Below are 12,383 nucleotides of genomic sequence, written 5' to 3'. Positions count from 1 at the left end.
GCACATGCAAAATCGCTTACAGCTCAAGCCTTATCGGTCCGTATCGGAGCACATCGACGGTGCCTGGTGGCCGCGAACGACGAACCTGCTCGACGAGTTGCCGGCCCTGCTGGCTGCTGTGTCCGGGCGGCTGGGCCCCGTCGTGATGGTGGGCTACCGCCGCAACGGCTGGCAGGACACCCCTGCGCTGGTGCAGATCGGCGGCCACACGGTCGAACTGCTGGCCTTCACCAGCGACGAGCCGTCCAGCGTCATCCTGATCGGGGAGAACGGCCATCACCTCACACTGCACGTCATCCGCCCGGACGCCGGCGATGAGGTGGCCCGTCAGGCGCTGGAGCAGGCGCGGGTGCCCGCCGACGACGGGGCGCCGTCGCGCAGCCGGTCAACCGTGGCGCGATCGGTGGCCGACGTCGCCGACAAGTTGGCCCGCCATGAGGGGCTGGGCGACGAGCAACGGACCGCGCAGATCAAACGCTGGTCCGAGGAGGCCGCCGAGCAGTTCGTCGACGCACCCGTCCAGACCTTCGTGCCGATCCTCGTCGAACACATCGTTCGCAACCGCATGGTGGAGTCCCGCAGAGAAGCCCCGTCGGTGCTGCCGGCGAGCCACCCCTGAGCGGCTGAGCGCGTTCGGTGGACGCCGCGCTGATCGACCCCGACCCCGCGCTCCTCGATGCCGCCGCCGTCGTCGAAAAGCTGCGCACCGACGCCGAACTCGGCCTGACCGCCGAGGAGGCCGCCCGCCGGCTCGCCGTCGTCGGCGCGAACGATATCGCGAGCGTTCCGCCGCCGCCGGCCTACCGGAAGCTGCTGGCGCAGTTTCGCAGCCCCCTGATCTACCTGCTGTTCGCCGCGCTGGTCGCCTCGCTCGCCGTCTGGGTTGTCGAGGGGGCCGGCGGCTGGCCGGTCGACGCGGTGGTGATCGCGGTGATCCTCGTCCTGAACGCGCTCCTCGGTTACGCGCAGGAGACGCGCGCGGAGCGCGCGGTCAGCGCGTTGGCGCGGATGGCCGCTACCTCGGCGACGGTCCTCCGCGGCGGCGCGCGGCGCACCGTTCCCGCGAGCGAGGTGGTGCCCGGCGACCTGCTGCTGCTCGCCGAGGGCGATGCCGTGGCGGCCGACGCGCGGCTGCTCTCGGCCGCGGGGCTGGAGGTGTCGGAGGCCGCGCTGACCGGCTTGAGTGAGCCGGTGCCCAAGGACGCCCGGACACTGGCGGAGCCGTCGGCGCTCGGGGACAGAGCGGACATGGTGTTCAAGGGCACCGCGGTCAGCACCGGTGTCGGGCGGGCGGTGGTGACCGCCACGGGAATGGCGACCCAGACCGGGCAGATCGCCAGCCTGGTGCGCATCGCCGACCATGAGCCGACACCGTTGCAGCGTGAGGTCGCCCGGGCCAGCCGGCTGCTGGGGATCGCGGTGTTGGTGATCGCCGTCATCGTGATCGCGACCATTCTCGTGGTCTTCGGCATGCACAGCGCCCACGACGTGGTGACGGCGGCGCTGTTGGGCGTATCGCTGGCCGTGGCGGCCGTGCCGGAAGGCCTGCCCGCCATCATGTCGGTGGTACTCGCGCTGGGCATGCGGCGAATGGCGGCCCAGAACGCCGTCGTCAAGGAGCTGTCGTCCGCCGAGACCCTGGGGTCGGCGTCGGTGGTGTGTTCGGGCAAGACGGGCACGCTCACCACTGGGGAGATGACGGTCGTGCGGGTCGTCACCCCCCTCGGCGAGGTGGCGGTCACCGGTGCCGGATACCGGCCCGAGGGTCGCCTCGAGCGTGCCGGGGCGGCGCTGGACGAGGGCGACGACTTGTGGCGGCAGGCCGCGCTGGTGCTCGACGGGGGCGCCGCGGCCGCCAACGCGACCCTCGAAGCGGACGACGGGCGGTGGACGATCCGGGGCGATCCCGTCGAAGCGGCCTTCCTGGTGGCCCACCGGAAGCTCGGCGGCGGGCCCCGCCCCACCCCGGCGGGTGTGACGACGGGCGACCCCGACGAGGTGCTCGGCCACTGCACGCACCTGCGAGCCGGTGATCGGGTGGCTCCGCTCGACGACGCGACGCGAGCCACGATTCGAAGCGGTGCGGAGCGGCTCAGGCTCGATGCCCTGCACGTCGTGGCGGTCGCCTGCCGGTCGAACCACGACCTGGTGTACCTCGGCATGGTGGGCATCACCGACCCGCCGCGACCGGAGGCGGCGGCGGCGATCGCCGAGGCCCGCCGGGCCGGCGTCCGGGTCGTGATGATCACCGGCGACCATCCCCAAGCCGCGGCGCGCATCGCCCGCCAGCTCGGCATCGAAGACAGCGAGTCGGCCGTGTCCGGTGCGGAACTCGCCGCCCTGGACGACCACCGGCTGCGCGAAACGGTGCGGCTGCATTCGCAGTTCACCCAGGTGAGCCCGGCGGACAAGCAGCGCATCATCGACGCGCTGCAGGCCGAGCATGAGGTCGTCGCGGTGACCGGCGAGGGGATCAACGACGCGCCCGCGCTCAAATCGGCCGACATCGGCATCGCGATGGGCCGCACCGGCACCGAGGTCGCGAAGGAAGCGGCGAACATGATCCTCGCCGATGACAACTTCGCGACCATCGTGCAGGCCATTCGCGAGGGCCGGGGCATCTTCTCCAACATCAAGAAGACGCTGCGCTACCTGCTCTCCTCCAACATGGGCGAGATCTTCACCGTCTTCTTCGGCGTCGTGCTCGCCGGCGCGATCGGCCTCTCCCAGGGTCATAACGTCGCGCTGCCGCTGTTGGCCACGCAGATTCTGTGGATCAACCTGCTGACCGACGGCGCTCCGGCCCTGGCGCTGGGCGTGGACCCACACGCCGAAGAGGTCATGGACTGGCCACCGCGCTCGGCGTCGGACCGGGTCATCGACGCCCGGATGTGGAACAACATCATCGTGATCGGCGCGGCCGTAGCCGCCGCCACCCTCGTCACGATCCACCTGTACGCGCCCGGCGGGCCGCTGTCGTCGTCCCTGGACACCGCCCGCACCGCTGGCTTCACGGTGCTGGTGATCGCCCAGCTGGTCAACACCATCAACGCCCGTTCCGAGACGCGGACCGCCTTCCACCGGTTCTTCGCCAACGGCTGGTTGTGGGCGGCGATCGGGTTATCGGCACTGCTGCAGGTGGCCGTTGTTCAGCTGCCGGTTCTCAACACCGCCTTCACCACCACGCCGCTGTCGATGAGCCAGTGGCTGGTGTGCGTGGCCATGGCCAGCACGGTCCTGTGGGTGAGCGAAATCCGGAAGCTCATCTTGCGCCAGCGGACATCACGGTTGTGATCGCCTCGATGTCCGCCCGGCTCGGCAGTCCCCAGTCGGGCTGGTAGCCCAACAATTCGTCGACCCGCACCGTCTTCATGTCGATGTCGAGAAGTTCCATGGCTTCCAGCGGCACCAGCGCCGGGTGGACGTGGCCGCAGGTGCGGGCGAGCTGCAGTAGCTCGAAGCGCAGGGTGGCGAGGTAGTTGGCGCAGCGCACCGACTTCAGGTCCGGGTCGAGGCCGTGCTGCAGCCACGGCGACTGGGTGGCCACGCCGGAGGGGCAGCGGCCGGTGTGGCAGCGCTGGGCCTGAATGCAGCCGATGGAGAACATGGCGGTTCGGCCGACGTTGATCATGTCGCAGCCGGTGGCCAGCGCCAGCAGCGCGTTCTCCGGGATGCCCAGCTTGCCCGACCCGACGAAGACCACATCGTGGTGCAGCCCGTGCTCGGCGAAGGCCCGGTAGACCCGGGGCTGCGCCCATTTGAACGGCAGGGCGACGTGGTCGCTGAAGACCAGCGGCGCGGCGCCGGTGCCGCCCTCACCTCCGTCGACGGTCACGAAGTCGACGCCCGTCCCGGTGCGCGCCATGCGCGCGGCCAGGTCACACCAGAACCGTTCCTCCCCGACCGCCGACTTGATCCCGACCGGCAGGCCTGTCTCGGCGGCGATGGTCTCCACCAGCTCCAACAGCCCGTCGACGTCATGGAAGGCGGAGTGGCCGGCGGGGCTCCTGCAGTCCACCCCTACCGGAACGCCGCGGATGGCGGCGATCTCGGGGGTGACCTTGGCGCCCGGCAGCACACCGCCCAGGCCCGGCTTGGCGCCCTGGCTGAGCTTGATCTCGATGGCGCGGATCGCCGGCGTGGCTGCCGCCCGATCGATCAGCCGGGGCAGGCTGAAGCGGCCGTCGCCGTCGCGGCAACCGAAGTAGCCGGTGCCGATCTGCCAGACCAGGTCGCCGCCGCCCAGGTGATACGGCGACACCCCGCCCTCGCCGGTGGTGTGCAAGGCGCCGGCGAGGGCCGCGCCCTTGTTCAGGGCGGTGATGGCCGCGCCGCCGAGCGCGCCGAAGCTCATCCCGGAGATGTTGACCACCGACGACGGGCGGAAGGCTTTGGCGCGCCCCCGCGCGCCGCCGAGCACCTTTGCCGCCGGCAACGGCACCGCCGGGTCGGGGTGCTCGGGTTCGCCCGCCGGCGCCGCGACGGGGAACGCCGCGTGCTTGATGATCGGATAGTTGTGCACCCGTTCCAGATCGTTGTCGGTGCCGAAGCCGAAGTACCGGTTGGCCAGCTTCGAGGACGTGTACACCCAGCGGCGCTGGTCGCGGCTGAACGGCCGCTCCGCGTCGTTGTCCGTCACGATGTACTGGCGCAGTTCCGGGCCGACGGCTTCCAGCAGGAACCGCAGGTGCCCGATGATCGGGAAGTTGCGCAGGATGGTGTGCCGGCGCTGCAGCAGATCCCACCCCGTCAGTCCGGCCAGGCTCCCGCCGACCAACGCGGCCACCGCCCGGTATTTCAAGAATCGAAATCCGTGTAGACGCCCAGCAGGTCGCGCGCCGACACGATGCCGACCAGCGCACCGTCGCGCTCCACCAGCACGTGGCGGATGTAGCGGTCCATCATCCGGGCGGCGACCTGGTCGACCGACACTTCGGCGTCACACCACACCAGTTTGGTGCTGGCCACGTCGGAGACCGGTGCGGTGGCGAGGTTTCGCCCGGCGGCTACGGCCCGCACGATGTCGCGCTCGCTCACCAGCGCGACCGGCCGTGCCTCGTCGCCGATCACGACGGCTCCCACGTCGCAGGTCACCATGGCCCTGGCGGCGTCGGCGATCGTGGCGTCGGCGGGGACGCGGGCCACGGGGTCACCGGTGATGGTGGAGATCGGGATGGATCCCGGCGTTGATATCTCAGTCACGCCTCCATGCTCGCCAGCGGGCGGCCGGCCTTCTAGTGACCTGAGTCCTCAATCCGCGTCCATCCGGCCCTAGCCCATTCGGGAATGCGGGACCACGCTGGCAGGCATGGGCGCTATGGGACGCCGGGGCTGGTTGCGGCCCGCTCAGTGGGTCGAGCCGATCCTTGCCGTGGTCACCGTCGTCGCGTTGGCGGCCGGGGGGATCGCCTGGCTTGCCGGGGCGCCGCGGGTGGCCGACGGCTGCTGGATCGCGGGCACGGTGGTGGCGTTGCTCCCCGCGGTGGTGTGGGTGCTGGCCGCACTGCGCCGGGGTCGATTCGGGGTCGATCTGATCGCCGTTTTGTCGCTGGTAGGCACGCTGCTGGTGGGTGAGTATCTCGCGGGCGCGCTGATCGCGGTCATGCTGTCCGGTGGGCGGGCGCTGGAGGCGGCGGCCGAGCGCCGCGCGTCCCACGATCTGCGGGCGCTGCTGGAACACGCGCCGCGATTCGCGCGCCGTCGCGTCGGGTCGGCGGTGGACGTGATCGCGCTGGACGAGGTGGCGGTCGACGATCTGCTCGTGGTGGGCCCGGGTGAAGTGGTGCCCGTCGACGGGCACATTTCCGGCCCTGTCGCGGTGCTGGACGAATCGGTCCTGACCGGCGAACCCCTGCAGGTGGAGCGCGGCGTGGGCGAGCCGGTGCGCAGCGGGGTTGTCAACGCGGGCAGCGCCTTTGAGATTCACGCCACCGCCACCGCCGCCGCCAGCACCTACGCGCAGATCGTCCGCCTGGCCGCGGAGGCCGGGGCGGAGAACGCGCCGGTGGTACGGCTGGCCGACCGGTACGCGGCGTGGTTCTTGCCGTTGACGCTGTTGGTGGCCGGGGCGGCCTGGTTCGCCAGCGGGTCACCGGTGCGGGCGGTGGCGGTGCTGGTGGTGGCGACGCCATGCCCGCTGTTGCTCGCGGCGCCGGTCGCGATCGTGTCCGGGCTGTCGCGGGCGTCGCGGCGCGGCGTGGTCATCCGCAGCGGTGGCGCTCTGGAAAACCTGGGCCACGCAACGACTTTGGTGATGGACAAAACCGGCACCCTGACCATGGGGCAGCCCGTCGTCATCGACGTCGCGGCCGCGCCCGGCCGCGATGCGCTCGAGATCCTGCGCCTGGCCGCCTCGGTCGATCAGATGTCTCCGCACGTGCTGGCCGAGGCGATCGTCACCGCGGCGCGGGCCCGCGGTCTGCGGCTGTCGCTGCCCACCGAGGTGGTCGAGGAACCGGGCCGGGGTGTCACCGCAACCCTGGACGGCCGGCGGGTCCACGTCGGCAAACTCTCGCACGACACCGCGACCGCGGAATGGGCCCGCGCGGTGGTCAATCGCGCCCTGCTCGACGGCGCCGCGATCGCCTGGGTCTGCGCCGACGGGCGGCCCACGGGCGCGGTGTTGCTGCGCGACCCGCTGCGTCGCCATGCGCCGCGAACGCTGCGCCGGTTACGCGAAGCCGGGCTGAACCGATTGGTCATGCTGACCGGAGACCGCGCCGAACCCGCCCGCGAGGTCGCCGCCGTCCTGGGTTTGGACGAGGTGTACGCGGAACAAAGCCCGGCCGACAAGGTGGCGGCCGTGCGCGCGGAACGGGACCGTGCGGTGACCGTGATGGTCGGCGACGGGGTCAACGACGCACCGGCGTTGGCTGCGGCCACGGTCGGCGTCGCGATGGGCGCCCGCGGTGCCACCGCGTCCTCGGAGGCCGCCGGCATCGTGTTGACCACCGATCGGCTGGAGCGACTCGCCGACGCGATGGACATCGCCCGCTGGTCGCGACGCATCGCCGTGCAGAGCGCGGTCACCGGCATGGTCCTGTCGCTGGCGGCGATGGCCGTCGCCGCCATCGGTTGGCTCCCACCGGCCGTCGGCGCGCTGGTGCAGGAGGGCATCGACGTCGCCGTGATTCTCAACGCGCTGCGCGCCCTGCGCGGCGACCCGGACATCGAGGTCGATCTCCCCGCGTCGACCGAGCAGCTGTTGCGGCGCTTCGACGCCGAGCATGACGAGCTGCGCGACGCCGTGGATCTGTTGCGCGACGCCGCCGACCGGTTGGCCGCCGCGCCCGACCAGTCGGCGCTGGAGGCGATCGGCCGCGCGCACGCCGTGCTCACCGAGCGCATCATCCCGCACGAGCAAGCCGAGGAGACGCAGCTTTATCCCGCGCTGGCCCACCCGCTGGGCACCAGCGAAGCGACCGCCCCGATGAGCCGCACCCACGCGGAGATCCAGCGGCTCTCCGACCGGATCGGCGCCCATCTGGCCTTGGCCCAGAGCAGGGGGGCGATCGGCCCCGACCAGCTCGACGACCTGCTCGCCTGCCTCTACGGGTTGCATGCCCTGCTACGCCTGCATTTCCTTCAGGAGGAGGAAAGCTATTTCACCCTCGCCGAGGACGAACCCGGCCCGCGAAAACCGGATGGCCGGGATGCCTTGGCGGATAAGCTATCCCGCTGACGGCGGTCGTTTCATAACGGTGCCGGGCAGCTCCGCGCCGATTTCGATGTCCTCGTAGTCGCGCCCGTCGCCCCGGCCACCCTTGCCGCCCACCGGCGGCCGCATCGGCGCCACCGGCATGGCGGGGGTCTGCCCCGCCCCCGGCGGAAGCGCGGACACCGCCGAGGCGAGCTGCACCGGCGGCTGCGCGCCGGGCAGCATCCCCACCGTCGCCGGCGGCATGCTCAGCTTGCCCACCAGCACGGAAACGCCCAGCGCGCCCCGGGGCGCCAGCGCCCCCGAACCCAGGGCGTTCACCAGGCTTGCATCCGCCGACGCCAGGGCGGCCCCGCCCTCCGCCAGGCCCTGTCCGATGTCGGCGCTGACACCTGAAAGCGCTTGGGCCGCATTGAGCTGCGCCAGGTAGCTGAGCAGGTTGACGGGGAATCCGCCGGCGATGAACTGCCAACCCCAGATGCTGGTGTACCCGAACCAGCCCTTGTTGGGGTCGAAGGGAGTGACGCCGAGCGCGTCGATGATCGACCCCGTGGACGTCTGCGAGCTTGCCAGCGCGTTGGCGGCCGGCACCAGCGAGGCCTGGGTGGAGACGCCCGAGGGGTTGGCGACGGGCGGCGGGGACGAGAGCGGGGAGAGCTTGACGGCGTTCAGCGAGGTCGCGCCGTAGCGATACATCGCCGCCGAGTTGTTGACCCACATGGCGTTGTACTCGGCTTCGGTCTCGGCGATGGCCGGAGCGTTGATACCGAAGAAGTTGGTGGCCAGCAACATCGCCAGCCGCGCCCGGTTGGCTGCGACGACGGAGGGATGCACCACCGTCCAATGGGTCAATTCGAATGCGGCCGTGACGGTCTCGACCGATGCGGCGATTTCCTGGCATTGCGCCGCGGTGGTCCGCAACCAGGCCAGGTAGGGCTCGAAGGCCTGGGCCATCGCCACCGAGGACGGGCCCTGCCACGTCCCCGCCAGCGACGCCAGCTCTTCGGTATAGCTGCTTGCGGCCGCCTCCAGTTCGGCGCTGAGTTCCTGCCAGGCGCCGGCCGCTTCGATCATTGACCAGGCGCCGGGTCCGGAGTGGATCAGCGCCGAAGTGATCTCGGGCGGCAGCAGCCCGAAATCAATCATGTCTCGTCCAACGCAGTAGGGCGTGCGGGACCACTTTGCTTGCGAAACAGGTATTTTGGGCCGCGATTAACCTATCCGGCGGCGAGAATCGACTTCCGGAGTGGGGAGGCGTCATCGGCTCTCATCCCCCGCTTGGCGGTCGGTGAATCACCTTCTTCGGGAGTTCCGCCCCGTATTCAAGGTCCTCAAACTTCTGTTGCTTGCGCTTGCGCCAACCACTGCCCGCGGAGTTGGTTGCCGGCGCCATCATGGGCATGAGCGGCATGCCGGTGAGCCCGGCGTCGGCCGGCAGTGGCGACACCGACGATGCGAGTTGCACCGGCGTCTGCGTCGCCGGTAGCAGGCCCACCACCGCGGGCGGCGCGGTCAGCTTGCCCAGCGAAACACCGACCCCCATCGCACCCGCGGCCGCGCCCCCGGGTGCGGCTTGCAACGCACTGGCCAGCCTGGTCACCGAAGACGCCAGCGCCCCCTCGCCCTCCGAGAGCCCCAGGCCGATGTCGCTGCCCACACCCTGCAGCGCCTGGGCCGAGGTGTTCTGCGCCAGGTAACTGAGCAGGTTGATCGGGAACCCGGACGAGATGAACTGGTTGCCCCAGGTGCTGAAGTAGCTGAACCAACCGGCGTTGGGGTCGAAGGGGGTGACGCCGAGCGAGTCGATGATGTTCCCCGTGCTGGATGCCGAGCTGAGCAAGGAAGCATTAGACACCGCGGCGTTTTGGTTGAGCGTGCCCGTCGGGTTCGTGATGGCGAGCGGCGAATTGAATTGCGACAACGACGTGGTCGCTTGCGACGACGCCGCCTGGTATCGGGTCATCGCCGCGGAATTGTTCGCCCACATGGTCTGGTATTCGTCCTGGGTCGCGGCGATCGCCGCGGTGTTCTGCCCGAACCGGTTGGTGGCCAGCAGCTGCGCCAGCCGCGTCCGGTTGGCGGCCACGACGGACGGGTGCACCACCGCCGAGCGGACGGTGGTGAATGCCACCGCGGCGGACTCTGCCGAGGTGGCCATTTGCTGGGCTTGTTGCGCGGTGGTGCGCAGCCAGATGAGATAGGGCTGTACGGCCTGCAGCATCGCCATCGAGGACGGGCCGTCCCACGAATCGATCAACGACGACAATGCGGACGCGTACACGGCAACCGAGTTTTCCAACTCGACGCCCAAATTCTGCCACGCGCCAGCGGCCTCGATCAGCGAACCCGCCCCGGGACCGGAATGGATTAGCGTCGAGGTGACCTCGGGTGGCGCGAATAAGTCCATCACATCTCACATTGTCTATGCCGGGTACGCGGCCGGAAAATTTCGATTACCAAGTTGCAAAGAGACCGGAAACATTAGGCATTCACCCCCCCAAGGTGCTGCGCGCATCCTTCCCGTCGAGTTCCGGACCGTGAGAACGATATACCGGCGACCTTAGGGTAGCCAAAGTATTAGTCGGCTTCGGCACCTCGAAAACCGGCGCCGACGGACCCTCTAGACGGTCACCGACGCGCCGCGGGGCACCTCGATGATCCGATCGGCCATGTCGCGGCGCTGCATCTCCCGCGTGAATTCGGCCAGCGGCGAAGCGAAGACGCCGTAGTCGTCGAAATGCACCGGAATGGCCTTCGGCAGGTCCAGCATCGACACCAATCCCGCGCCCTGGCGGCCGTCCATGGTTACGGTCAGCCCGAAGGGAAGCCGCGGGCCGGCCGGCAGCCGGGTGCCGCCGAGGTGCAACACGCCGACCTCGATGGAGTCGAACCGCGCCGGGATCTCTTTGAGGTCCTCGATGAGCAGGGTGTCGCCGGAGATGTAGAGCCGGCGCCGGAGTGATCCGTCGGCGGCGGCGAATTCCAGCATGGTGCCCATCACCGGCGGCAACAGCCGCTGGCTCCACCCCGGGGCGTGTCGGCCCGGCAGCGACGTCATGGTGACGGTGGTGGCGCCCTTGGTGATCTTGTGCTGTTCCCACGTCGACAGCCCACTCGCGTTCGCGAAGCCCCGGTGCTGCAGCCGTTTGGCGGCGTGCGGGGTGGTGACCACCGGGAGGTCGTGGTCGAGGCCTTTCTGCGACACGCGGTCCCAGTGATCGCCGTGCATGTGGGAGAGCACGACGGCGTCGATCGGCGGTAGTTCGTCGATACGCAACGCCGGTTCCCTGAGTCGCTTGGATACCAGCCCGTGACCGAGGTAGGCGAGTTGCCCCCGGTGCAGGAAGTTGGGATCGGTCAGCAGCGTCAGCCCGCCCGCCGCGATCAAGGTGGTCGCGTTGCCCACGAACGTCACGGTGATGTCCATAGCCGCGGGCTACCCGATCGCGGGCTGCTCACGCGGCCCGGAAGTTTCCGCTACAGGCCGGGCAAGCAGATGGGTGCTCCGTAGCAAGGTGGCGGACCCAGCGGCCGGCGGGGAGCGTCGCCCTCCCACACGAACTGGCCGACGTTGCCCATCCCCCCGACGGGGACCCAGTACCAGTGATGGCAGACGCCCATATCCCATCGGACATCGGGCATCGGCAACGGCTGCCCCGGGCACCAGTCGTGCGGGACCGTGAAGTTGTCCAGGGGCAGGGGGCCGATCACTTGCGGCGCAATACCGCGCTCCGCCTGGGCCGTACCGGCGGACAGGCCCAGACCCGCCAGCGCCACGCCGCCGGACAGCAGCGTCCCGGTAATGACCTTCCTGAGCTTTTGATTGTTCGACATTGCCTCGCGCCTTTCCTCGACGCTCTGCGTTCAGTATCCGCTCGCGCCGACCCCGTCACGGGGGAAGTGGACTACGCGAATCAGCAGATACCGGCCTGTTCGCTACCGATCCCAGAAAAGGGCGTCGCGGAGCAAAGCCGCCCGTGTGGCGCAGGGGTGTTCTACAGTGACGCCCTACCGGGGGATTCGTCGAGGCATCGAGGAGGCCCCGTAATGACAGCGGTCGACGACATCACCAGCCTTCGCCAGCGCCGCGAGGCAATCGTCAATCAGCATGCCGAGGCGGAAAACCGCCACGACGTCGAGGCGACAATCGCCACCTTCGCGCAGCCACGCTACGAGGTGAACGGCGTTCCGAGCGACGGTGAGGATGCCGTCCGGGAGCTGCTGCAAGGCCTCATGGTTGGCCTCCCAGACCTGCACGCCGAGTTCGGCAGGATGCGCCATACCGACGACGCGATATTCGGCGAAGGGCTGATCACGGGAACCCATGACGGCGAATGGGCGGGCATCCCACCAACCGGTCGCCGCATCGAGATTCCGATAGTCGGCATCTTCGAATTCGACGGCGATCGACTGCTATGCGAGAAGGTCTATTTCGACATGGCGAACGTGCTGATTCAGATGGGTGTGCTTCCTCCTATCAGCTAGAAGGGTGGCGGATCGTCATCGCTGGCGGGTGGGGCCGGCCCGCTGGAGCTCACCGATTCGGCTCGCCGGGCCATGCGGGCTTGGTGGTTGTTGCGGCGTTCGGTGGCTACCCGGGAGGCGCGGTCTTGGGCGCGTGTGCGGCGGCGTTTGGGCATCATCGCGGAGCGCTGGGCGCAGTAGTCGTCGAACGGTGGGTCGACCTCGGCTGCAGGCGCACCCCCGGTGGCCCGGCACAGGCTGG

General features: G+C 69.7%; 10 protein-coding genes and 1 pseudogene. 4 read left to right on the top strand and 7 right to left on the bottom strand.

Annotation, left to right across the window (positions count from 1 at the left end):
- Nucleotides 1-4 precede the first annotated feature (4 nt).
- Together A5756_RS07360 and A5756_RS07355 are read left to right on the top strand one after the other, a co-directional pair.
- Nucleotides 5-619: a DUF5994 family protein gene (locus tag A5756_RS07360; protein WP_066949775.1), complete on the top strand. Its 615-nt coding sequence runs from the start codon at nucleotides 5-7 to the stop codon at nucleotides 617-619.
- Nucleotides 620-636: 17 nt separating this feature from the next.
- Nucleotides 637-3,294, top strand: coding sequence for a cation-translocating P-type ATPase (locus A5756_RS07355; protein ID WP_066949771.1), 2,658 nt, complete (start codon nucleotides 637-639; stop codon nucleotides 3,292-3,294).
- Here the strand turns inward: A5756_RS07355 and A5756_RS07350 are convergent.
- Together A5756_RS07350 and A5756_RS07345 are read right to left on the bottom strand one after the other, a co-directional pair.
- Complete coding sequence (locus tag A5756_RS07350; protein ID WP_066949767.1) at nucleotides 3,263-4,801, bottom strand: FMN-binding glutamate synthase family protein; 1,539 nt, start codon at nucleotides 4,799-4,801, stop codon at nucleotides 3,263-3,265. The genes A5756_RS07355 and A5756_RS07350 overlap by 32 nt on opposite strands.
- On the bottom strand, nucleotides 4,798-5,202 hold the full coding sequence (locus A5756_RS07345) for a CBS domain-containing protein (RefSeq protein ID WP_066949762.1): 405 nt from the start codon (nucleotides 5,200-5,202) through the stop codon (nucleotides 4,798-4,800). Before A5756_RS07345 ends, A5756_RS07350 begins: the two co-directional genes overlap by 4 nt.
- A 115-nt stretch (nucleotides 5,203-5,317) precedes the next feature.
- On the opposite strand from A5756_RS07345, the gene A5756_RS07340 reads away from it, so the two are divergent.
- Nucleotides 5,318-7,681: a heavy metal translocating P-type ATPase gene (locus A5756_RS07340; protein ID WP_156659310.1), complete on the top strand. Its 2,364-nt coding sequence runs from the start codon at nucleotides 5,318-5,320 to the stop codon at nucleotides 7,679-7,681.
- On the opposite strand, the gene A5756_RS07335 is transcribed toward A5756_RS07340, so the two are convergent.
- From A5756_RS07335 to A5756_RS07320, 4 genes are all read right to left on the bottom strand, one after another.
- Nucleotides 7,670-8,800 carry a PPE family protein gene (locus A5756_RS07335; RefSeq protein WP_066949930.1) on the bottom strand — a complete coding sequence of 377 codons (1,131 nt, stop codon included), beginning with the start codon at nucleotides 8,798-8,800 and terminating at the stop codon, nucleotides 7,670-7,672. The genes A5756_RS07340 and A5756_RS07335 overlap by 12 nt on opposite strands.
- Before the next feature lie 124 nt (nucleotides 8,801-8,924).
- Entirely contained in the window at nucleotides 8,925-10,064 is a 1,140-nt protein-coding gene (locus tag A5756_RS07330; RefSeq protein ID WP_066949754.1) for a PPE family protein, read from the bottom strand.
- Nucleotides 10,065-10,277: 213 nt separating this feature from the next.
- Entirely contained in the window at nucleotides 10,278-11,084 is an 807-nt protein-coding gene (locus A5756_RS07325; RefSeq protein WP_066949750.1) for an MBL fold metallo-hydrolase, read from the bottom strand.
- Nucleotides 11,085-11,134: 50 nt separating this feature from the next.
- Nucleotides 11,135-11,491 carry a hypothetical protein gene (locus tag A5756_RS07320; RefSeq protein WP_066949747.1) on the bottom strand — a complete coding sequence of 119 codons (357 nt, stop codon included), beginning with the start codon at nucleotides 11,489-11,491 and terminating at the stop codon, nucleotides 11,135-11,137.
- A gap of 213 nt (nucleotides 11,492-11,704) precedes the next feature.
- Here A5756_RS07320 and A5756_RS07315 point away from each other — a divergent pair, with 213 nt between their 5' ends.
- Nucleotides 11,705-12,142, top strand: a complete 438-nt coding sequence (locus A5756_RS07315; RefSeq protein WP_066949743.1) for an ester cyclase — start codon at nucleotides 11,705-11,707, stop codon at nucleotides 12,140-12,142.
- On the opposite strand, the pseudogene A5756_RS07310 reads toward A5756_RS07315, so the two are convergent.
- A pseudogene (locus A5756_RS07310) lies at nucleotides 12,139-12,383 on the bottom strand (hypothetical protein); the annotation flags it as partial. The gene A5756_RS07315 and the pseudogene A5756_RS07310 overlap by 4 nt on opposite strands.

The organism is Mycobacterium sp. 852002-53434_SCH5985345 (assembly GCF_001667155.1).
Taxonomy (GTDB): domain Bacteria; phylum Actinomycetota; class Actinomycetes; order Mycobacteriales; family Mycobacteriaceae; genus Mycobacterium.
This window is presented reverse-complemented; position numbering and strand designations above follow the sequence as displayed.